This is a genomic window from Parageobacillus caldoxylosilyticus NBRC 107762 (assembly GCF_000632715.1).
Taxonomy (GTDB): Bacteria; Bacillota; Bacilli; order Bacillales; family Anoxybacillaceae; genus Saccharococcus; species Saccharococcus caldoxylosilyticus.
In genome coordinates this window covers 1-23268 of the sequence record NZ_BAWO01000059.1, presented here as the reverse complement: position 1 = coordinate 23268, position 23268 = coordinate 1, and the positions used below count along the sequence as shown (strand labels likewise).

Here is a 23268-nt window from a genome sequence, read left to right as displayed (position 1 = left end):
ATTCCATTTGAAAACAACGATCACATTAATGGGAAAAACCTATCAATTTAAAAGCTTGAAAGAAATTATGGCAAAAGCGAATGAAGAAAAGTCAGGTGACCAGCTAGCAGGGATTCATGCGCAAGATGCACAAGAACGTATTGCAGCAAGACATGTTTTATCAGAGTTAACTCTTGCTGATATTCGAAATAACCCTCTTTTGCCGCCAGAAGAAGATGAGGTGTCACGTGTCATCGAGGAAGGGGTTAACGAAAAAATTTACGCATCAATTCGAAACTGGACGGTCGCAGAACTTCGCGAATACCTTTTATCACCGAATGTAACGAACAATGAAATCGCTCATATCCGCCGAGGATTAACAAGCGAGATGATCGCCGCAGTAACGAAGATTATGACAAATTTGGATTTGATCCAAGCAGCATCAAAAATCACAGTAGAAACACGTTGTAACACAACTATTGGTCAAAAGGGGCGATTAGCAGGGAGAGCACAGCCTAATCATCCTAATGATAATTTACAAGGAATAAAGGCAGCTATTTTTGAAGCATTAAGTTACGGTGTTGGGGATGCGGTTATTGGAATTAATCCGGTTATTGATACGGCAGACAGTGTGAAGGCGATTTTAAATATGACAAAGGAGTTAATTGAGAAGTGGAATATTCCGACGCAAAATTGTGTTTTAGCACATGTAACAACGCAAATGAGGGCGATTAAGCAGGGAGGGGCAGCAGATTTATTATTCCAAAGTTTGGCAGGTACTGAACTAGGAAACAAAGCATTTGGCATTAGTGTCGAATTGCTAGACGAAGCAAATGAACTGATTTTAAAAGAAGGAACAGCCGCTGGTCCGAATGTATGGTATTTCGAAACAGGACAGGGATCAGAATTGTCAGCAGATGCTCATCATGGTATTGACCAATTAACGTTAGAAGCTAGATGCTATGGGCTGGCTAAGCGATATAAACCGTTTATAGTGAATACAGTAGTGGGTTTTATCGGGCCCGAGTATTTATATAACAGTAAACAAGTGATTCGTGCAGGACTTGAGGATCATTTTATGGGAAAACTTCATGGTTTGCCGATGGGAGTGGATGTTTGTTACACCAATCATATGAAGGCTGATCAAAATGATATGGAGAACTTAGCAGTCCTGCTGGCTGCAGCGGGTGTCAACTTCTTAATCGGTGTGGCTATGGCGGATGATTGTATGCTAAATTATCAATCTCTTAGCTTCCATGACATTGCTACACTAAGAGAATTGCTTCACATGCGACCAGCTCCGGAATTTGAGCGCTGGCTAGAAAAGATGGGAATTATGGAGAACGGAAGGTTAACATCGATAGCTGGTGATCCTACTTTATTTTTATAAGCTATAAAGGTGGTGGTATGCGAAATGAATCAAGCGGATATTCAACAAATTGTTGAGAAAGTGATGATGGAATTACAGACCAGAATATCTCAGCAATCAGAAGACAAAATCGATAAAGACGAAAAAAGCTTTCATTACACTGCAGTTGATTGGTTAACTCATGTGCCAAATCCAAAATTTCCTGAAGGAATTGATGAATTGCGAAAAGTAACTCCTGCACGCATAGGGGTGTGGAGGACAGGAACACGCCCACTGACAAAAACAATTTTAAAATTACAACTTGATCATGCTGCAGCTGTTGATGCGGTTAGCGGAGAAGTTCTTGATAGTTTACTTAAAGAATTTAATTTGTTTACAGTAGAGACTTGTTATGAAAATAAAGAAGTTTATTTAAAGAGACCGGATAAAGGTCGGGTTCTTACAGAAGAAGCAGTCAAAACGATCCAAGAAAGATGTGTAAAAAAGCCTCAGGTACAAATCGTTGTTTCGGATGGGTTAAGTGCGAGTGCGATTGAGGCAAATCTTAGAGACATTTATCCAGCGTTGCTGGATTCATTAGAGGTAAATGGGTTAACGCAAGGAACTCCTTTTTTTGTCAAAGGTGGAAGAGTGGCGTGCATGGATCATATCGGTGAGATTTTGCAGCCAGAAGTTCTTGTTCTTTTAATTGGAGAGAGACCAGGTCTTGTTTCTGCCAATTCTATGAGTGCCTATATGTGCTATAGACCGAGAAAAGGAACGGTAGAGTCGGAGCGAACCGTGATTTCTAATATTCATTCAGGAGGCACTCATCCCGTGGAAGCTGGTGCCTATATTGGTACGGTTTTGCGGAAAATGATTGACCAGAAAGCAAGTGGAGTTCGTCTAGAACTATAGCGGTAATTTGAAGGAGGAAGGATAGAATGGCAAATAATACGAATAACCATTTACACAAAGAGTTAAAACCAATTCATTTATGGGGAATTGCAGTAGGAATGGTAATTTCAGGCCAGTATTTCGGGTGGAATTATGGATTTGAGCAAGGTGGAACAATAGGATTAGCGATTGCCGCGATTATTGTTACTATTTTTTATACGACTTTCATATTCAGCTATTCAGAACTCTCCACATCCATCCCACACGCTGGAGGTCCATCTGCATATGCAAGAAAAGCGATGGGCCCTTACATGGGGTTTATGACGGGATTAGCCTGTTTGCTTGAATTTGTTTTTGCTCCGCCTGCTATTGCTGTTGCGACAGGAGCCTACATTAACTTTTTAATTCCAAGTATTAACGCTGTGTATGCTACAGTGGCTGTTTTTTCATTTTTTATTTTAATTAATCTAATAGGGGTAAAAGGAGCCGCGATCATTGAGCTTGTTGCTACTATTTTGGCATTAATTGGTTTAAGTATTTACTACGTCGCTGGATTACCTCATGTAAAGAGCTCTGCAATATTTAATGATATGTCGTTTTTTAACGGCTGGGAAGGGATATTTGCTTCTATTCCTTTCGCCATTTGGTTTTTCCTCGCTATTGAGGGAGGAGCGATGGCAGCAGAAGAAGTTCGTAATCCTAAAAAGGATATACCAAAAGGGTTTATTTCCGGTATTTTGACATTAGCGACTGCAACGGTTCTTACATTGCTTGTAACATCTGGGCTCGGCGGAGGAGAAGGAAAACCTGCTGATTATCCGCTTCCACAAGCGTTAGCTGGTGTTTACGGCGAAAATAATATTCTACCAAAAACGGTCGCCATTATTGGTTTGTTTGGGTTAATAGCAAGCCTGCATGGCATCATCATTGGTTACTCCCGACAAACGTTTGCATTAGCCAGAGCAGGATATCTGCCTAGATTCCTCTCTAACTTATCAAAAAGAGGAGTTCCACATTGGGGATTAATTGTACCTGGTATTATAGGAGTAGTTAGTGCTGGTTCAGCTAGCTTTGCCAATGCTTTGATTATCTTATCTGTATTTGGTGCGATTACCATGTATTGTTTGAGTCTCATATCGCTGTTTGTATTGCGGAAAAAAGAGCCTCATATGGAACGACCTTTCAAGGTAAGCTACCCAGTTGTTCCGGGAATAGCACTCTTTTTAGGTATTATTTCATTCTTTTGCGTATTAAAGTATAGTGTGTTAACAACAAATCTGCCTCTCTTCGGAATCGAAATTCCATTAATCGCTGTAATTTTGTTTGTATTTGGCGCGGGAAGCATTTACTACTTCTTAGTAGGTGCAAAGAAAATTCGTCCAATATCTGAGGAATTTGTGTCTATCGAAGACGTCGCATCTAGTCAGCAGAATGTATCATTATAAGCTGTATAAAAAGTATTTGTACCCAGCTTTGAAAATTTTTATTCAAAAATATTTAGAATATTATATAAATTGAAGACTGTCGTTCCTTGTGTTTATTCGGTATTCGCAAAAGGTGACAGATATTTTTATCATATTCCCACGAGAAGATTGGCATTTCAATGAGCATCAGCGGGTAGTTTGATGTAAGAAAGCCCTGGTTGGTAAGAAACCAGGGCTTGTCTTTTTGGATAGGTAGCATTTAGCAAAATGGACTGAGCGATGACCAGTTTTCACCGGTTGTTATCCGTTCTTGTTTATAGGTTGATAATTCATCATAAATTATATGAAAATAAATAATATTTTTTATTTTCGGTTTAATTATTGACAGAACGAACGCTTTTTTATTAATATTATGTTAAATATACGATGGTAATAAAAACATAATATTTAGGTAAAAGAGGTGTCGATGGTGCCGAGTCAAGAGGCCGTACACTGTTCGTTTTGCGATTCAACCGATGTGACGAAATTGTCCATTTTTGGTACTGCCCAATTAGTTTCTCAATATTACTGTCATCAATGTAAAAGTGTTTTCGAGTTTATACGATGGCAAAAAGAAAAAGAGACAAACAAGGAGGTGTAATCTGTTTGGCCGCCCATGTAATCAAAGAATTGCTCATCAGAAATCCAGTCGATCTTTTTTTTGTGGAAAATGTGATCTTCAGATGTGGGCTGGCCATCATATGTGTTGGTGTCGATCACGGAATCGCGACAATGATCGAAAAAATATAAAGAGGGATGAGATCGATGGAAATAAGAAAACATTACCAATTATTTATTAACGGACAATATGTAGATAGCAGCAGCGGTGAAGTTTTTGAAGTATTGAATCCTGCAACAGAAGAGGTGATTGCAACGGTTGCCAAGGCAACAAAAGAAGATGTGGACAAAGCGGTTCAAGCGGCTCGTACTGCTTTTGAATCCGGAAAATGGCCAAGAATGACCGCAGCAAAAAGAGCACGTATTTTAAATAACATCGCAAACATCATGAGAGAGCGATTGGAAGATTTGGTTTATGCGGAGGTGTTAAACAGCGGGAAAACGGTAGACGCAGCAAAAGGACAAATTATGCAAGCAATCGAGGACTTTGAGTTTTATGCAGCTGCTGCAATTACGTTACAAGGCGATACGAATCAAGTTCCAAACGGTTTCTTTAATTACACGGTCAAAGAGCCTGTTGGTGTATGCGGGCAAATTATTCCTTGGAATTATCCGTTAATGATGGCTGCTTGGAAAGTTGCCCCGGCTCTGGCAGCGGGATGCACCGTCGTGTTAAAACCAGCAAGTTATACCCCAATTACAGCCTATATGTTGGCGGAGATTTGTCACGAAGCCGGTGTTCCGGAAGGTGTGATAAACGTCATCACCGGAAGCGGTTCTGAAATCGGCCCGTACATGACAGAACATCCAGGAATTGATAAAGTGGCATTTACCGGTGAAACGGAAACAGGTAAAGATATTATGAGACGTGCCTCTGATACTTTAAAACGAGTCACTTTGGAATTGGGCGGAAAATCGCCGAACATCGTTTTTGATGATTGTGATATGGAAGCTGCTGTGAATGGCTCCCTTTACGGCATTTTCTATAATACAGGGCAATCTTGTGAAGCTCGTTCCCGTTTGTTTGTTCATGAAAGCATATACGATGAATTTATGGAAAAATTTATCGAAAAAGCTTCCCGCATTCGAGTGGGGAATCCGTTTGAAAAAGGTGTTCACATGGGAGCTGTTATCTCAAAAAGCCATCAGCAAGTTATCGACCAATACGTGAAACTGGCAGTAGAAGAAGGCGGAGAAATCCTTTATGGGGGCAGAGTTCCAGAAGGAGAGCAGTTTGAAAAAGGGTATTGGTACATGCCGACTATTATAGGAAATGTCACAAATGATATGAGAGTTGCTCAAGAAGAAATCTTTGGTCCCGTAGTTGTGGTGATGAAATTTAACGACGAAGAAGAGGTCATTCGTCAAGCAAATGATACGATTTTCGGATTAGGATCTGCCATTTGGACGAAAGATCACGGAAGGGCGCATCGTGTGGCTGCACGCATTCGTGCAGGGATTGTAATGGTGAATTCCCCGATTTCAGCGTTTCCTGGAACTCCATTTGGGGGATACAAGCAGTCAGGGTTTGGCAGGGAACTTGCCCTTGAAACATTAAATCTTTATACAGAAACAAAAAGTGTTGTTTCCTATATTGGAAGCAAACCGTTAAATCTATTCGGAATTTAATATTATTATTTTTAAAATATCGTTAAAATAATATATAATTAATATTGAAAAATATCAGAAAATTAATTATATTATATTTAATAAACGAAAGTTTTAAAAACATAAAATTAGAGGAGGAATATTCATGTCAGAAGCAGTTGCAATTGAAAAGAAAAATTTAACGGTGGTAAAAGATAACGGGATCGCGGAAATCCATCTTCACATCAATAAAACCAATGCTTACGATCTTGAATTTTATCAAGAATTCAACGCGGCGATTGATGACCTTCGTTTTGATCCGGATATTAAAGTCGTTGTATTAATGAGCGATGTTCCGAAGTTTTTCTCTGCTGGTGCGGACATCAATTTTTTGAAAGCAGCAGATCCGCGCTTTAAAACGCAATTTTGTTTGTTCTGCAATGAAACATTGGATAAAATCGCCCGCTCTCCGCAAGTGTACATTGCATGTTTAGAAGGGCATACCGTAGGCGGCGGATTAGAAATGGCCCTGGCTTGCGACCTTCGTTTCATGGGAGATGAAGCAGGAAAAATCGGATTGCCGGAAGTATCCCTTGGCGTGTTGGCAGGAACGGGTGGAACGCAGCGTTTAGCCCGTTTAATCGGATACTCCAGAGCCCTGGATATGAACATTACAGGGGAAACGATTACGCCGCAGGAAGCACTGGAAATCGGACTAGTAAACAAAGTGTTCCCGCAAGCGGAAACGAGAGAAAGAACATTGGAATATGCGAGAAAGATCGTCAATAGTGCGACATATGCGGTATCCAACATCAAGCTCGCCATTATGAACGGAAAAGAAATGCCGTTAAACGTGGCGATCCGCTACGAAGGAGAACTTCAAAACTTATTGTTCCGTTCGGAAGATGCGAAAGAAGGATTAAGTGCATTTTTGGAAAAACGGAAACCAAATTGGAAAGGAATTTAATAGAATGAAAAAACATATCGGTCACCTTGGCCGATATGTTTTTTCATAGCGTGAAATATAGTTTCATCTAAAATAAGCGAAACAGCTTCTCATGAGCAACAAACTCGCCAATCGGCAAGTTTTTTACTAAGAAACAACTTGTAAAAATGAAATTTCATCTAGCATAATAAAAAAAGAGGCAAAATTCAAAAAAAGACGGGTGTGAGTAGCTATGAGGCCAAGAGCTCTAATGTTTACCTTATTTGGTGAGTACATTCAACATTATGGCAATGAAGTATGGATCGGAAGTTTAATTAATATGATGTCCCATTTTGGCATTTCCGAATCTTCCATCCGAGGAGCCGCTTTAAGGATGGTGCAGCAAGGTTTTTTCAAAGTTAGAAAAATTGGCAATAACAGCTATTATTCTCTTACAAGTAAAGGAAAGAGAACGATGATGGACGGGTTTACCCGCGTGTATTCGATGAGAAACTACAAATGGGACGGTTACTGGCGGATTTTAACGTACTCGGTTCCCGAGGAAAAAAGAGAGCTTCGCAACCAAATTCGAAAGGAGTTAAGCTTGATGGGATTTGGCTTGATTTCCCATGGCACATGGGCAAGCCCGAATCCTGTTGAAAAACAAGTGATGGAATTCATTAAAGACTATCACTTGGAACCATACGTCATTCTTTTTACTTCAAGCTCGATTGTTTCTCATGATAATCAAGAATTGATTCAAAGAGGATGGAATTTCGATGAAATCGCGAAAGAATATGATATGTTCATTGAAAAATATCGAAAAAAATTTGATGATTTCAAAGAACGTGCATGGAACAATGAATTGTCAGACAGAGAATGTTTTATTGAAAGAACGAAGCTTGTTCACGAATATCGGAAATTTTTCTTTATTGATCCAAGTTTTCCGAATGATCTTTTGCCTCCGGATTGGAGTGGGACAAAAGCAAGGGAGCTCTTCTTCAATGTTCACCAGCTTTTATCAGTGCCAGCAATAAGATATTTTGAGACATTATTTGAAAAGGCCCCTGATTGTAAATTCGTTGCTAATCGGGACAGAGCGATAAATCCTTTTATGGACATTATTTAATTTACAAGTAGGTGAATTTTTATGTTAAATATTGAGCAAATTGAAGAAAAAATATATCGGATTCCCATCCCGGTACCTTTTCCGATGAAATACGTTTATTGCTATTTATTTCAAGAAGCGGATGGGTGGAGTTTAGTGGATGCAGGGTTTCATTATCCTGATGCGGTGGATACGTGGAAACAAGTTTTTAAACAACTGAGCGTGAATCCGAAAAATATCCGTTCTATTTATTTAACGCATTTTCATCCCGATCATTTTGGTTTGGCTGGATGGATGCAGGAGTTAACGGGAGCAAAAGTATTTATCAGCAAAGAAGACTATGTAATGGCTGAGCGTGTTTGGGGACAAAACAGCCGGCAGGCTAGCCGAGTCGGTGCGATTTGCAGACAAAATGGCGTCCCGGACAGCCTTGCCGCTCAAATTGAAGAGAACATGAAAAAACTATCCAAACATGTAACGCCCCTTCCTTCTCTTACTGTTTTAGAGGAAAAAGAAGTGACATTGGGCGGGAAAACTTGGAGGGTTATTCCAGTACCAGGCCACAGTGATGGGCTTGTAAATTTTTATCAGCCGGAACAGCGTTTGCTCCTTGCTGCCGATCATGTGTTAGATAAGATTACGCCAAACATTAGTTTATGGCCGGGATGCCGTCCTAATCCCCTTAAAGATTATTTTTCTTCATTAAATAAAATAGATGAGTTGGACATAAAATTGGTTCTTCCGGCTCATGGAGCCGTTATTCATCAAATTCAAGAAAGAATTTCAGAAATTCGCCTGCATCATGAAAAACGGCTAAATCAAATGTTTTCCCTTGCGAAAGACGGCCAAACTGCTTATAAAATTGCCAGTGAAGTGTTTCAGCATAAAAAGTTGTCACCTCATCAATGGAGATTTGCCATCGCTGAAACATTGGCCCATTTGGAATATCTAGTGTCAATGAATCAATTAATCAAAGGTGAACGAAACGGTATTATATTTTATAAACACAATGTTGAAAAGGGCGCATAGCTTAAGCTTTGCGCTCTTTTTTATTTGCTTGCACCAAACTTGCGCCGCTGTTAGCTATTTTCAGGGGGGGATGGGCACAAGAAGCGCACACACCGCTTGCACAGAATCAATGCGCCAAAGGCCCTTGCGGCTACAGAAACCATTCATGTGGCGTATGAAGCGATAAGTAGGTGTTAAAAAATTCACATGCATATATCTGGAATCTTCGGGAGTGCAGCAATGACTTCTATATGTTATTGTATAAAATTATACGATCGTTTAATAAGTGTTATAGCCGCAGTATCATGTTGATGTTTTTCAACTTTAGGAAGTCTTTTCAAATTCCTTATATTTTCTAAATGAATTTCTGAAAATAATCATAAAATTAAATTTTCATATTTTTCTTATTTTTACGTTGACAAAGTTGTTTTGGGTGGATTAATATTATGTTAAACAGACGATCAATAAAAAAACATAATACAGAGAGGTGAAAAAATGGATAAGGCAGCTCTTTTAAAAGAAAAGGTTCAAAACGGGTTTATCGTTGAAGGGCTGGAAGACATGAATGAGGAATATTTGAACGCGCTAAAACAAACGTTACTCATTGTTGGAGATACGGAATTATTAAGCATTCCTCCTTTACTAACGGTTTACGATCAAGCCCCTACATTGAACAGCAAGATTACTGCATTAGCGATCATGCAGGACGAAATCGGTCATGCCCACATCGCTTATCGTTTGTTAAAAGATTTAGGCGAAGACGTAGACGATTTGCTGTATAACAGAGAGCCGCATCGTTGGAAAAATCCGTATGCTTTTGACTTTGAACTTTCTAATTGGATTGAATTTGGCGTGTTTAACGCCTTCTTCGACCGCGCTGGATATACGCTGCTTGGAGATGCTTTTGAACATACCTCATATGGTCCGTGGAAACGAGCTTTAGTAAAGGTGGATAAAGAGGAATTGTTTCACCTTCGAAACGGTGAAGTCATCATGAGAACAGCGATGCAAGATCCCGAATTGCGCGAGGAAGTGCAAAAAGCGGTGGATTGGATGTTTTTAATGGCGCTGGAGTTCTTTGGGGTTGCGGATGGTTTGAAAAGCCGATCGGCACAGCTTGAATATCGCTTAAAAGGCAGGACGAATGATGAGCTTCGCCAAAAATGGTTGTCAACGGCTGTTCCTTTCTGTGAATCGATCGGCGTGAAAGTACCAGCCCACTATGATGAACAGCAGCAAAAATATGTACTAGATGTACCGTTCCCTTGCAAATTTGATCCTGTGAACAAAAAGTGGCTATTTGATCAGCCGGATACATGGGAAAACGTGATTAAACGCTTCAAACAACGCGGACCAAAAAATAAACAGTTTGTTGAAAGAATTCAAAAAGGAGCAAAAGAATTAGAACAGCTAAGAAAAGAGGTAGTGTGATGGAAAAGGTAAGCACGGATACGCAAAAATATTGGGAAGCGCTCAAGGAAGTCATGGATCCTGAATTTCCGATTAGTGTTGTGGATATGGGCTTGATCTATGATATTAAAAAGAACGGCGACGAAATCGACATTACGATGACATATACCGCTGTTTCCTGCGCCTGTATGGAATGGATTGAAAGCGATATTAAAAAAAGACTGCTGGAAGAAGAGGAAGTGAAAACGGTCAATATCAATGTTGTTTGGGATCCTCCTTGGACGGTTGACCGCTTAAGCCCTGAAGGACGGGAGAAATTGAAATATTGGGGGGTAAGCGCAAGATGATCATCGAAAAAGAAAGAAGGTCTACCTTTGATGTTTTTGCTCGCATCAAGAGGGGAGATCACTTAATGTACATCGGCACCGTAGAAGCGGAAAATAAAGAACTCGCGAAAATATATGCATCTTTTACTTACGATGAAGAAGATTGGTCGGAGATGGTTGTCGTTGACAGGGACCAATTAGTGTGGGTAAGAAAACCAGATGGGTTATTTGCCGAAAAAGGAGATGAATCATGATGAGCGAAATGCAACTAGGTGTACATTCATTTATCGAGTTGCTAGAAACCATCGCTGATAACAAATATATGCTTGGTGACCGTTTGGTGGAAATCGGTGTGAGTGGACCGAATTTGGAAGCAACATTGGCTGCTGTTGCCATGGCTCAAGGAGAATTAGGCCATGCGAGGCTATTATACAATTGGTGCTTTGATTTAAGAGGAGTGAAAGGAAAAAAAGCGGAGATTCGCGGACAAACAGGAAAAGCATTCAGAGGAGTTGTAAACGTTCATAACTGGATTTCGCTTATCGCCGCACTATACACTGTGAATACTGCGATTCACATCGTATTGCAATCCACACTTGAATCAAGCCACTCCAAAGTCGCCTCCCGAATTCAAAAGCTTATTCGAGAACAGAAAGATCATATTATATACGCCAAAAATTGGGCCAAACAGCTTCGTCATGATCAGGGGGCCGTTCCTCATAGATTTAGGGAATCATTGAATGGGATTATTGATGAAGTATATGCATGGCTTGCGAAAGTTGAACAAAACCAAAAATTACAAACGGAAGGATACCTGCCGAAAAACGTGAAATTAACGGAGAAATTTAAAGAACAATTAAAAGAATTCAATACCGAACATCTTGTTCATATGAAGTGAGTGACGATCATGCCTGAATCAGGAGTAATATTTGAAACTCGGCACACCATGGAATGGTTCATTTAAAGAAAAACGCAAACCTAATTATTCTAATAAATTAAAAATTTGAAAGGAGAATATTTTATGTCGGTTGAAACAACTGTAAAAAAGAAAAATTTAACGGTGGTAAAAGATAACGGAATCGCGGAAATCCATCTTCACATCAATAAAACCAATGCTTACGATCTTGAATTTTATCAAGAATTCAACGCGGCGATTGATGACCTTCGTTTTGATCCGGATATTAAAGTCGTCGTATTAATGAGCGATGTTCCGAAGTTTTTCTCTGCTGGTGCGGACATCAATTTTTTGAAAGCAGCAGATCCGCGCTTTAAAACGCAATTTTGTTTGTTCTGCAATGAAACATTGGATAAAATCGCCCGCTCTCCGCAAGTGTACATTGCATGTTTAGAAGGGCATACCGTAGGCGGTGGATTAGAAATGGCCCTGGCTTGCGACCTTCGTTTCATGGGAGATGAAGCAGGAAAAATCGGATTGCCGGAAGTATCCCTTGGCGTGTTGGCAGGAACAGGCGGAACGCAGCGTTTAGCCCGTTTAATCGGATACTCCAGAGCCCTGGATATGAACATTACAGGGGAAACGATTACGCCGCAGGAAGCACTGGAAATCGGACTAGTAAACAAAGTGTTCCCGCAAGCGGAAACGAGAGAAAGAACATTGGAATATGCGAGAAAGATCGTCAATAGTGCGACATATGCGGTATCCAACATCAAGCTCGCCATTATGAACGGAAAAGAAATGCCGTTAAACGTGGCGATCCGCTACGAAGGAGAACTTCAAAACTTATTGTTCCGTTCGGAAGATGCGAAAGAAGGATTAAGTGCATTTTTGGAAAAACGGAAACCAAATTGGAAAGGAATTTAATTTTAAAGACTAGTTGTTCCATTTCAATATTTGCACACAGAAGCCTCCTGAAATGAATGAAGATCCATACTCATTTCGGGCGGCTTCCGTGTCGATTATATAATTAAAATAATAATATAGGATGGTGGAAGATGGAATTACGCGGATTAGGTTTGCTTTACAATGCCGCCGATCTGTTTATTGATGAAAATGTCAACAGGGGATTGGGAGAGAAAGTTGCAATCTATTATCGTGATCAGTTGATACGTTATCAAGATTTGCAAGAAAAAGTAAATCAAGCGGGAAATATGTTGCGGGAACTCGGTTATAAGATGGAAGATCGTATCGTAATGGTTTGTCATGATACGCCAGAATTCATTTATGTTTTTTTTGGTGCAATTAAAATTGGTGCTGTCCCAATTCCGGTAAACACCATGATGCAGCCATCTGATTATGAATATTTTTTAAACAACAGCCGTGCGAAAGGATTAATTATCCATGAAGATCTTTGGGCAAACATTCAACATTTAAAGGATCGGTTTTTATTTTTGGAACATATCATCGTTATCAATGAAAGCGTTAACAAATTGCCAGATGGGACTATTGATTTTTATCGTTTGCTCAATCGTGCAAGCAAAATGCTCGAAACGGCACCTACTAACAGAGATGATGCGGCTTTCTGGTTGTTTAGTTCCGGCAGTACCGGCGCTCCAAAAGGGATTATCCATTTACAGCATGATATGGAATATGCGCTGAACACCTATGCGAAACAAGTACTCTTTATTACGGAAGAGGATCGTTGTCTTTCCGCGTCCAAACTTTATTTTGCTTACGGTCTTGGCGGAGGCATGTATTTTCCTTTAGGCGTCGGTGCTTCCACTGTACTTGTGAAAGAACGTCCATCACCTGAAACGATGTTTCAAGCGATTGAAACATATAAACCAACCATCTTCTTCGGCGTTCCAACCTTGTATGGAGCTATGATCGATTATGCGTTGAAAACAGGAAAACGATTTGACCTCAGTTCACTTCGCGTTTGCGTTTCCGCTGGCGAAGCCCTGCCACCGGCATTTTATCGGAAGTGGAAAGAGTTGTACAATGTAGATATTCTAGATGGAATCGGTTCGACGGAAGCTCTTCATATTTTTATATCGAACCGCATCGGGGATGTGAAAGAAGGAAGCTCAGGAAAAGTTGTTCCAGGATTCGACGTAAAAATTATCGATAATCAAGGGACAGAATTGCCTCCGAATGAAGTGGGAGATTTGGTAGTTCGGGGGGATTGTATTGCCCATGGATACTGGAACCTTCATGAACAAAATAAGAAAAAATTTGTCGGCGAATGGCTTCATATCGGTGACAAATACTATAAAGATGAGGAAGGGTATTATTGGTATTGCGGACGTTCGGACGATATGTTAAAAGTTGGAGGAATTTGGGTCTCTCCGATCGAAATAGAAAATTGTCTTCTTCAGCATGATGATGTATTAGAAGTAGCCGTAGTCGGTGCAGAGAATGAGAAAAATCTCGTCATTCCAAAAGCATTCGTTGTTTTAAAAGACGGAATCGAAGGTTCCAAAGAGAAGGAAGAAGAGTTGAAAAACTTTGCGAAACAACATTTAGCCCACTACAAGTATCCTCGTATCATCGAATTTATTGATGAACTTCCTAAAACCGCAACAGGAAAAATTCAACGTTTTAAACTGAGAGAATTATTAAAAACAAATGCCGTACAAAGTTAATCAGCTTTATAGGGTGAATAATGAAGGGGGAAAATAGATTTGAAAAGAAATGAATTTCAACTTCGCGTTAATTTTGGGGATACTGATGCAGCAGGGATTGTTTATTATCCAAATTATTTCAAATGGTTCGATATTGCCGGCCATCAATTTTTCAGAAGCATTGGGCTGTCTCCATCAAAACTGATGAAGGAACAAAATATCATTCTTCCCCTTCTTGATGTAGGTTGTACGTTTGAACATCCATTGTATTACGACGACATTATTACCATCAGAACAGTTGTGACAGAAGTGAATCGTAAAACGATAAAACTTAAACATGAAGTATTTCGCGGTGAAACAAGAACCGGTCATGGATTTGAACTCAGGGGATGGGTTAAGGAGAAAAATGGAAATATATTTGCTGTTCCGATCCCTGATGAAGTAAGACGAATACTGGAAGAGGAAGGATTAGGAAATTGCCATCAAACGAATCCGTGGTTAAGTGCATAAAGACGTGTGAAAAGGGATTGATGCAACTAAATAATTCTGATAATTAAAATAATATTTTAAATTCGAAAAATAAACCAACAAATGTCCGATTCTACTTGTCCATCGTAAAACTTGGCAATCTCATCAACATTTCAAATTGGTTAGCAGACTGCACTTCCAATTCATTTTACGTGAAAATATAAAATGTAGCGATAGATACTAGGAAAAACGGTTGGGCAATAAATAATGCTGAATAGGAGTGAACAGATTGAAAAGAAAAGCAAAAAGAACGGAATTAATAGAAGTGGCGCAAGGCCGTCGGCCAGCTGACCTGTTCATTAAAGGTGGAACGGTCATCAATGTGTATTCAGGGGAATTTTTAAAACAAAATGTAGCCGTTTATAAAGATTCTATTGCATATGTCGGAGAAAATGATGTGCTGGTCGACGAGCATACGAAAGTGATCGATGCGGAAGGAATGTATGTCTCACCGGGCTTTATCGAGCCCCACGCTCATCCGTGGGTCGTCTACAACCCGATTAGTATGACAAGAAAAGTATTGCCCCTTGGAACAACGACAACGGTTAACGATAATTTATTTTTTTACTTGCATATGGGGGCAAAAGGATTTAAAGAAATGGTAAATGACTTGAAAGATTTGCCTGGAAACTTTCTGTGGCTTGTTCGCCTTGTTTCACAAGCGGACTTTCCTGGAGAAAGAGAATGGTTCAACCAAAAGGATGTACAAGAGCTTTTGGAATTGGATGAAGTTGTCGGAACTGCTGAAGTGACAAGATGGCCTCTGTTATATCAAGGAGATCCTTTTTTAATTGATACGATTGAAGTGGCGAAAAAAATGGGAAAAGTGGTGGACGGACATACGGCTGGATGTTCCTATGAAAAATTAAATTCCATCGCTGCAAGCGGAGTCAGTGCATGTCATGAAGCGATTACGGCAAAAGAAGCATTTGACCGACTCAGGCTGGGGATGTGGACTACACTTCGCAACAGCTCCCTTCGTCCGGATTTGCCAGAAATTATTAAAATAATTACCGAAGGTCAGGTAAGTACAAACAGAATTACGATGACAACGGACGGTCCCCATCCTGGTTTCATAGAAGAAGAAGGTTTTGTGGACGGCCTTGTCCGGAAAGCTGTGGAGCTTGGCGTCCCTGCGATGACTGCTTTGCAAATGGCGACGATCAATGCCGCTACTTATTTGCGTCTTGATGATTATATCGGAGGCATTTCACCAGGAAAATTAGCGGATATTCTTCTGCTTCCTGATCTTGTAGAATTTCGCCCGGCGCTGGTTATTTCCAAGGGAGAAGTAGTCGCTGAACAAGGAAAACTGCTCGTTGCTATGCCAGAAATTAATTGGAATAAATATGTGGTAAGAAAACCTTTTGCGTTTCCAAAAGAAGTTTTAGATGACTTAAATATATATCGCTATCCTCATACTTCGCGGGGGAAAGCAGTTCCAGTTGCTTATTTCAAAAGCAATGTCATTACAGAAAGAAAAGATGTGATGCCTCCGTTCGTTGATGGCTTCGCCGACATTTCAAACGAAGAAGGATTGCTATATGCTTCTTTGATTGATCGAAACGGCAAATGGGTATCCAAAGCGATTTTGGAACGGTTTGCACGGAACTTAGACGGGATGGCGTCTACTTACAATACGACGACCGAATTACTTGTTATTGGCAGGGACCCAAAAGCAATGGCAATTGCTGCGAAAAAAGTGTATGACATGGGCGGCGGCATTGTGGTTGTAGATGGAAGTGAAATTGTCGTAGAAATTCCTCTTCCGTTTACCGGAATGATGACAACCGATCCTTCCTTTGAAACAGCGGTTCAATACCACAATCAATTGTTATCGGCTCTCCAAGAAAGAGGCTTTCCTTTCCACGATATTTTATACACTTTATTGTTTTTAACATGTGATTTCTTGCCAGGCCTTCGCCTTGTTCCTTTCGGGTTATACGAAGTGAAAAAGGATGATATTTTGCTTCCTGCTGAATTGTTAAACGAAAAAGTGATGAAATAAACTTCAATAAAAGTAATCAACATGCAGTATGATCCCCCTACAGGCAGGCATCAAAAAAAGACATTGGATCGCATGCTCTTAAGAGTCTACCTAGTAGGGGATTTTTTATGGATAAGAAAGGACAAGCTTTTAGCACATATTCAGAAGATCTGAAAGGGTAAGTTGTTTCGTTTGAAATTCTCATCTCATCGACTGCTCCGTAAGCATTTTGGAATCAAAGTGATGCTCAGATTGCACAATGGATCAAGAAAATTCAACGCGGCGAGTCATTGGAAGATCGAAAAGGAGTATGGAATCACCAACATTTTCCCAGTTTGAAAAAGAAAAATGCGTATTGCCAAACGGCCTTTCCCCGATGGAATATCGAGAAAAGGCCGCAACTTCATATACTCTTTTTTCTATAGTCTACTTGACGGGGTATGTGCACGAAGCACGAATAAGGAGTTTTCTCTTCTTTACCGAAAAGAAGAATTTTAAATAAAACGTGCTGTATATATATAATGAAACCTTTTTTGGGCGAAGGAGAGATGATTGATGAAAGCGGCAGTTATGGAGGATTTCAACAAACCATTAGTAATCCACGAAAACTTTCAAGATCCAGATTGCGGTCCAAATGATGTCATCGTAAAGGTGGAAGCGAATGGAGTTTGCCGAAGCGACTGGCATGCATGGGTCGGAGATTGGGAATGGATTGGATTGAAGCCTGAACTTCCTCACATTCTCGGGCATGAATTCGCCGGCATTATTGAAGAAGTAGGAAAAGACGTAAAGCGGTTCAAAAAAGGAGACCGCGTTGTCGTTCCTTTCAGCCTAGGCTGCGGAAACTGTGAGCATTGTCAAACAGGACACCAAAACGTATGTGAAAACTTAATCATCTTCGGATTTTCTTGTAACGGGGCTTATGCCCAATATGCGAGAGTACCGTTCGCAGATCAGAATCTAGTTCATTTGCCTGATTCCATCGACTTTACCACAGCTGCCTCCCTTGGGTGCCGATTTATGACGAGCTTTCATGCGGTTGCCGATCAATCAGGGGTGCAAGCAGGTGATTTCTTTACCGTTTACGGTGCGGGCGGCGTCGGTTTAGCCGCGATTCAAATCGCCAATGCGCTTGGAGCCAGGGTCATCGCTGTTGATATTGATGATGCCAAACTGGAAAAAGCGAAAGAACTAGGTGCTTTTGCAACGGTAAATTCAAGAAGGGACAATCCGGTCGAAGCAGTCATGGAAATCACTAAAGGCGGCAGCGACATTACGCTAGATGCATTAGGTATTGCTGAAACATGCCGAAATGCGATTCTTAGCTTGCGAAACCGTGGAGTACATGTGCAAGTTGGATTGACGACGCAAGAAGAGGGTGGAATGATCGCCCTTCCAACGGATTTGATCGTAGCAAAAGAGCTGCAAATTAGAGGATCGCTTGGTATGCAGCCACATCGATATAAGGATTTATTAGCAATGGTGGAAAGTGGGAAGCTGCATCCAGAAAAATTGATATCCAAAACGATTTCTCTTGAAGAAGCAAGCGGAGTGCTCGAATCGATGTCTCAATATGGTACGTTAGGATCCGTTGTGATTAACCGTTTCTAACATTGTGTGAGTGGGAAGCTCGCAGGCAGGGCAAAAAGATACAAAGCGGAGCAAGAAATAAATACGATCATCTTAAGAAATTGCTAAAATGAATAAAGCCAATTGGTTGAAAAGGGGAGGATTCATAGCACGAGGACCATCCCCTTTTTTCAACATATAGATTTTGATACCGATATAGCCAAACGAATGCTTTTGTTCTTTCTTTATTTCATGTCCGCCTATTCTGCATTCAAGAAGAATGCGTCCGACAGCATGCCTTATAGTAAACTGTCGGGTGTTGGGAAAACTAATTTTAGCGATTGAAAACAATATCGCTAATTTGGACAGTTTTGTTCAAAATGAACGATTTTTTTAGTGCGTGCCTATACTCTCCAAAATTTGCCGAAAGATGGATAGGATAAATTTACAAGATATTTACCCTATCTTCGCAATCGGTAAATCAAAAAATGCTATCTTAATGATCGTTGCTGGGATGGTCGCAATGTGCTGATAATCCCTAAAAATATTCACAGAAGTCAGGAGGGTATCGATGCAATGAAAAACTTGAAAAAGAAACTGGGTTTATCCGCAGCTGTTGTTTTATCTACTTTAACGTTTGCAACAGCGTATGCCGCATCTTCTGTTCCAACAACTTCGACAACACCAGAAAATCCTAATATAACCTACATAAAAACTGATGAACCTACTTCTTACAGAATCGATCAATTAAAAAAAATCGCCATGTACTATTATTGGCATGGCGGTGACCTTGAAAAAGCAGAAAAAGAGATATTTAAGGGAATCACACTGAAAGGCAAATATGATGTTGTTGAACATGCATTTAAGGAAGCAACGCTAATCGATCCATATAATCTTGATCTGAAATTTTCACTTGCATCCACGCAAATCATTCAGAAAAAAATTCCAGAAGCGTTACAAACGTATAAGCAGATATTAAATTTAGACCCAAATAATTTCAATGCCAATCTGCTTTACGGGGTTTACTCAAAAATAAATGGAGACATTCGCGCTTATAAAAGCGCTATTTCAAAGTTAAAGCGAATAGATTCTAAAAAAGCAAATGAATATATTCGAAAATTAAAAACAACAGAAAGTATTATAAATAGCAAATTAAATACAGAAGTCCCTCAGCATTTACCACAAAAAGACCATGCCATTGTCATCCTTGGATATGCACTTGCCGATGATGGTTCGATGAGACAACCGCTGATGGAACGTTTAAAAGTAGGCCTTGCCATTGCAAAACAATACCCACATTCAAAGATCATTGTAACTGGCGGAGTTCCTAAACAAGGAATTACGGAAGCGGAGGCAATGAGCAACTGGTTGATTTCTCAAGGAATTGAAAAAGACAGAATTATTCTCGAAAATAAGTCAACAGACACGGTGGAAAATGCACTTTTTACCACTGCCATACTTGAAAAAGAGGGAATAAAAGACGTGACCCTTGTAACAAGTGCAAGCCACATGAGAAGAGCGTTAACGGTATTTAAAGAAGCCAGCGATTTTTATGATAAAATGAATGGCAAAAATAGCAACAGAAACTTCACCAATGTGGTTTATTTAGATTATCCATCTATAGAGGAAGCACAAAAAGTATCGAAAGATGAAGAGTTTGTTATCTACCGTGACCTGTTTAGAGTTTCTGGAATTTGGCAATATCCTGGGCTTCAAAGATAACGAAAATCACGAAATTAGTTGGTATACTATATTCACCTTTATTGATATAATTAAAGGAAATTCCCATAAACAAACCCCCCTTGGCACCCAAGGGGGTTCAACTAACCAAAACTTTCTCCACATTCACCCTCCCTGAAAAGAAAGTCGCTCCATTGCCCATATCGGCAACTCGGTCGGGGGGTAAGTGAGTTTACCAGATGTTTCGTGCCCGGGGAATCGGCCCAGAGCCCTTGAGTGACAACGACGCCTGAAAGTACGTTTTCTCCAACAGAAACTTTCAATATACATTCTCCTCGATTGTTCCACACTCGGACTTGATCTCCATCCTTAATACCTTTCGATAAAGCATCTTTAATATTCATATGCAAACGTGGTTCCTTTCCAAAAGAAATGTGTTTTTCATTATTAGAAAAGGTTGTGTTTAAAAAATGATGGTTAGGACCAGGCACAAACAAAAACGGGAAGTCTCCATCGTTAACAAGTGGTGTATAGGTTGGCAAAGGAGGATAGCCATCTTGTTCCATCTTCTTTAGCTCCTGTACGTTTCATTGGATATTTCAAGCGCTTTGGATCGTAAATTCGTTCAATTATATTCCGTACACTTTATTGCATATATTTCCCTTTGTCACAGGATGATTAGGATCTCCCTGTATTTTTACAATTTTTCCATCTTGTTTATGTACCAGTAACTGATGTTAGTCTAAAAATTGGACACGGAGAACAGGGAGATTATAATAAACTTAATTACAATAGGTTCGAGGTGTCCGATCATGAAAAAGAGAACATTTGATAAGGAATACAAAATTCAGGCTGTTGAATGATGCTTGGAGGGGGACAAGTCCATCGCACAAGCGGCAAAAGAGTTAGGTTTGGCTTACAACACTCTTCACCGTTGGGTCAAAGAATACAAAGAAAGCAATGGAACGAGTTTTGTAGGTTCAGGCAACATCAAGCCACAAAATCAAGAAATCATCGAATTACGCCATCGCAATCAAGAGTGGGAGGAGGAATTAGCGATCCTAAAAAAGGCGTTAGGCATCTTCACCAGAAACCAGAAGTAATTTACGCCTTCATTTTTCAACATCGAAATGAATTTCGTGTGGTGAAAATGTGTCAAGTGCTCGATGTTTTCAAAAGTGGGTATTACGACTGGCTCAAGCGCGCGAAAAGTAAACAGAAAGAACGAAAAGAACAACTCACTCAACAGATTCGAAATGAGCATCTAAAGTCCCGTAAGATTTACGGAAGCCCAAAAATTACGCAAGAACTGCGCAAACAAGGGATTCGTGTGTCTTAAAAGACGGTCGCTCGCATCATGAGCAAAGAAGGCTTGAGATCCATTACCGTCCGTAAATTCAAAGCCACTACGAACAGTAACCATCCTTACAACGTATATGACAATCTATTGAAACAAAACTTCCAAGCAACGGCTCCGAATGAAGTATGGATGGCGGATATTACGTACATTCCTACCGATGAAGGCTGGTTGTATTTAGCGAGTATCATGGATTTATATACTCGTAAGATGGTAGGATGGTATATCGATACACGAATGACAAAAGAGTTAGTCATCAAAGCGTTACAACGGGCTCTAAACAGCGAAAAACCAACGGAACGAGTGATGATTCATCATTCGGATCGTGGAAGTCAATATGCTTCGAATGACTATCAGCAACTCTTACAGGAACATCATTTTCAAATGAGCATGTCGAGACGTGGAAACTGTTACGACAACGCTTGTATAGAGTCATTTCATAGCCTCATCAAGAAAGAGTGCATTTATCTGAATCGATTCCGCACGCGAAAAGAAGCGAAATAAGACATTTTTGAGTACATCGAATGCTTCTACAACCGCAAAAGAAGTCATTCCGCCCTTGGCTATGTATCGCCATGTGAATTTGAGGCTTCATACTACGCTCACCAGAGAAAAGTAGCTGCATAAATTCAGCTATTCTCTCTGTTTAACGTATCTGTTTTCTTGACATACCACCAGTTTTTATCCCAAAAAAACTATAATATTTCTATAACAAGAACAATGTAAGGAGGAACCACTATGCTCCGTGGACAAAAGGTGTTTTTCCATGCATCAAAAGCAGATCACAAGCGGCTGTACGCTTGCGACCGTGAGTCAGATCTTGTCTGGAAAGAGTACCTTTGATTAACGAAGGAACACTCCTTCTTCAGTACGGAAGGTGAATTTCGAAAAGCGCGCTACAAAAGCAAACGAAAGGAAAGTTCCATCTTCATAGTCATTCGATTCAAGCCATAAGTATATGTTCGTCAGATAATCCTCTCATCAAGACCTCTAAAAAGGACTTTCCACCGCTCATTATCCCGATAAGAAACTTGAAAAACTGATGTTGCTTACTATTCCGCCGAAAAGGCTTCCGATGGGTTCATCCGAGTAGGGGAAGGAGTCCTTCTTCTTCGTCGAAGCTTCTTTGATGAATTTAGTAAAAACTCCCACCTTCAAACGGAGTGTAGGTGGGAGAGGTTCATGAATAACCTTAAATCAGATAGGGTGTTCTCAAAATCAGGGGGTAATCCGGTAAAAGAGGGGCAGTTTCGCTAGGCATTACACGTTTAATAACAAAATTGGAAATCATGTTCACCGTTTGGAAGTGTGTTTTTTAGTCACTGCATATGGTTTCCAAGACGGGCGGATTTGTTGGCGTACATTTGCATTTTGGCGTATGCGTTTATGAATGGATTATGCGTTTTGCAACATGTTCGGCGTACGGAGCATACTTTCAAGTTATCAATGCCCGTTTGGTTACTATTACCAGTTATTCTGATTCTTGTAATTCTATTGGAGCCCACGTTAACGCCTAAAGGGTCCCAATTATCAAAAAGAGGAGGAACAAAATTGGCTGGACCTACTACACTTGCAATCAAATTGTTATTTGCATCAAATGCTTCTAGAGTAACATTTACAGCGGAAGCATAAAAGAAGCTAACAGAAGCGACTGCGGGCTGAAACGTAATCTCACGAGTGGTACCACCTATCCAAAATGCTACTGTATCGGGAGAAGGCCAATTTCCAACATTCCCTCCCTCTAGAAAAAGCCAACCGGGAAACGATGCCAATGTTACACACAAAGGGATTGGGGGAATTGGAGTTGAACTTTCTCCACCTTCAAACGTAGTAAGACCACATCTATTGTTACAACTACACCCCCCATTGTCACAAATGACTTCTACAGGGGTGTTCGGAGGATTTTGCTTCACGGTGACTAGGAAAGAATCCCCTCCTGTAAGAGTAAATTCCATA

Annotated in this window: 21 protein-coding genes and 3 pseudogenes; 21 read left to right on the top strand and 3 right to left on the bottom strand. The window is 40.2% G+C overall.

The genetic code is table 11. The features are described 5' to 3' along the window. Nucleotides 1–7: 7 nt before the first annotated feature. The 20 genes and pseudogenes from GCA01S_RS15460 to GCA01S_RS15380 all read left to right on the top strand — a co-directional run bounded on the left by GCA01S_RS15460 (nt 8) and on the right by GCA01S_RS15380 (nt 19997). Nucleotides 8–1369 carry an ethanolamine ammonia-lyase subunit EutB gene (locus GCA01S_RS15460; RefSeq protein WP_042411164.1) on the top strand — a complete coding sequence of 454 codons (1362 nt, stop codon included), beginning with the start codon at nt 8–10 and terminating at the stop codon, nt 1367–1369. Between the two features lie 24 nt (nt 1370–1393). After that, entirely contained in the window at nt 1394–2245 is an 852-nt protein-coding gene (gene eutC, locus GCA01S_RS15455) for an ethanolamine ammonia-lyase subunit EutC (RefSeq protein WP_042411161.1), read from the top strand. A 26-nt stretch (nt 2246–2271) separates the two neighbouring features. Then, entirely contained in the window at nt 2272–3669 is a 1398-nt protein-coding gene (gene eat / locus GCA01S_RS15450) for an ethanolamine permease (RefSeq protein WP_042411158.1), read from the top strand. A gap of 445 nt (nt 3670–4114) precedes the next feature. Further along, nucleotides 4115–4288, top strand: a complete 174-nt coding sequence (locus GCA01S_RS21495) for a PaaD-like zinc ribbon domain-containing protein (protein ID WP_430758500.1) — start codon at nt 4115–4117, stop codon at nt 4286–4288. Continuing rightward, a complete protein-coding gene (locus GCA01S_RS20225; RefSeq protein WP_155835588.1) occupies nt 4252–4437 on the top strand; it encodes a hypothetical protein in 186 nt (61 codons plus the stop codon). The genes GCA01S_RS21495 and GCA01S_RS20225 overlap by 37 nt, the downstream gene beginning before the upstream one ends. 15 nt (nt 4438–4452) lie before the next feature. Further along, on the top strand, nt 4453–5934 hold the full coding sequence (locus GCA01S_RS15445; RefSeq protein ID WP_017435933.1) for an aldehyde dehydrogenase family protein: 1482 nt from the start codon (nt 4453–4455) through the stop codon (nt 5932–5934). Nucleotides 5935–6058: 124 nt separating this feature from the next. After that, on the top strand, nt 6059–6859 hold the full coding sequence (locus GCA01S_RS15440; RefSeq protein ID WP_042411155.1) for an enoyl-CoA hydratase/isomerase family protein: 801 nt from the start codon (nt 6059–6061) through the stop codon (nt 6857–6859). A 211-nt stretch (nt 6860–7070) separates the two neighbouring features. After that, a complete protein-coding gene (locus GCA01S_RS15435; protein WP_026078404.1) occupies nt 7071–7946 on the top strand; it encodes a PaaX family transcriptional regulator in 876 nt (291 codons plus the stop codon). A 21-nt stretch (nt 7947–7967) separates the two neighbouring features. Then, nucleotides 7968–8954 carry an MBL fold metallo-hydrolase gene (locus GCA01S_RS15430; protein ID WP_017434532.1) on the top strand — a complete coding sequence of 329 codons (987 nt, stop codon included), beginning with the start codon at nt 7968–7970 and terminating at the stop codon, nt 8952–8954. A 474-nt stretch (nt 8955–9428) separates the two neighbouring features. Then, on the top strand, nt 9429–10364 hold the full coding sequence (locus tag GCA01S_RS15425) for a Phenylacetic acid catabolic protein (RefSeq protein WP_042411152.1): 936 nt from the start codon (nt 9429–9431) through the stop codon (nt 10362–10364). Then, nucleotides 10364–10690, top strand: a complete 327-nt coding sequence (locus GCA01S_RS15420; RefSeq protein WP_017434534.1) for a metal-sulfur cluster assembly factor — start codon at nt 10364–10366, stop codon at nt 10688–10690. The genes GCA01S_RS15425 and GCA01S_RS15420 overlap by 1 nt, the downstream gene beginning before the upstream one ends. Beyond that, complete coding sequence (locus GCA01S_RS15415; RefSeq protein WP_042411149.1) at nt 10687–10923, top strand: hypothetical protein; 237 nt, start codon at nt 10687–10689, stop codon at nt 10921–10923. The genes GCA01S_RS15420 and GCA01S_RS15415 overlap by 4 nt, the downstream gene beginning before the upstream one ends. Further along, complete coding sequence (locus tag GCA01S_RS15410; protein ID WP_042411188.1) at nt 10923–11567, top strand: Phenylacetic acid catabolic protein; 645 nt, start codon at nt 10923–10925, stop codon at nt 11565–11567. Before GCA01S_RS15415 ends, GCA01S_RS15410 begins: the two co-directional genes overlap by 1 nt. 123 nt (nt 11568–11690) lie before the next feature. After that, complete coding sequence (locus GCA01S_RS15405) at nt 11691–12491, top strand: enoyl-CoA hydratase/isomerase family protein (RefSeq protein ID WP_042411147.1); 801 nt, start codon at nt 11691–11693, stop codon at nt 12489–12491. A gap of 131 nt (nt 12492–12622) precedes the next feature. Next, nucleotides 12623–14212, top strand: coding sequence for a benzoate-CoA ligase family protein (locus GCA01S_RS15400; RefSeq protein ID WP_042411144.1), 1590 nt, complete (start codon nt 12623–12625; stop codon nt 14210–14212). 39 nt (nt 14213–14251) lie between these two features. Next, entirely contained in the window at nt 14252–14701 is a 450-nt protein-coding gene (locus GCA01S_RS15395; protein WP_042411141.1) for an acyl-CoA thioesterase, read from the top strand. A 247-nt stretch (nt 14702–14948) separates the two neighbouring features. After that, nucleotides 14949–16727, top strand: a complete 1779-nt coding sequence (locus GCA01S_RS15390) for an adenine deaminase C-terminal domain-containing protein (RefSeq protein WP_042411137.1) — start codon at nt 14949–14951, stop codon at nt 16725–16727. A 107-nt stretch (nt 16728–16834) separates the two neighbouring features. Beyond that, a pseudogene (locus tag GCA01S_RS20220) lies at nt 16835–17083 on the top strand (IS3-like element ISBth8 family transposase); the annotation flags it as partial. 178 nt (nt 17084–17261) lie between these two features. Continuing rightward, nucleotides 17262–18317: a zinc-dependent alcohol dehydrogenase family protein gene (locus GCA01S_RS15385; RefSeq protein WP_042411135.1), complete on the top strand. Its 1056-nt coding sequence runs from the start codon at nt 17262–17264 to the stop codon at nt 18315–18317. Between the two features lie 534 nt (nt 18318–18851). Next, nucleotides 18852–19997, top strand: a complete 1146-nt coding sequence (locus GCA01S_RS15380) for a YdcF family protein (protein ID WP_174407505.1) — start codon at nt 18852–18854, stop codon at nt 19995–19997. A 97-nt stretch (nt 19998–20094) separates the two neighbouring features. Here GCA01S_RS15380 and GCA01S_RS15375 read toward each other — a convergent pair. Beyond that, nucleotides 20095–20527: pseudogene (locus tag GCA01S_RS15375) on the bottom strand (molybdopterin dinucleotide binding domain-containing protein); the annotation flags it as partial. Nucleotides 20528–20584: 57 nt separating this feature from the next. Further along, the gene (locus GCA01S_RS21350) at nt 20585–20650 is read right to left on the bottom strand and encodes a hypothetical protein (protein WP_375781805.1); all 66 of its coding nucleotides are present in this window, start codon (nt 20648–20650) and stop codon (nt 20585–20587) included. Nucleotides 20651–20821: 171 nt separating this feature from the next. On the opposite strand from GCA01S_RS21350, the pseudogene GCA01S_RS15365 reads away from it, so the two are divergent. After that, nucleotides 20822–21939, top strand: a pseudogene (locus GCA01S_RS15365) (IS3 family transposase). Between the two features lie 692 nt (nt 21940–22631). Here GCA01S_RS15365 and GCA01S_RS20715 read toward each other — a convergent pair. Then, nucleotides 22632–23268: hypothetical protein (locus GCA01S_RS20715; RefSeq protein WP_042411131.1), on the bottom strand; the 637-nt coding region annotated here is incomplete at its 5' end.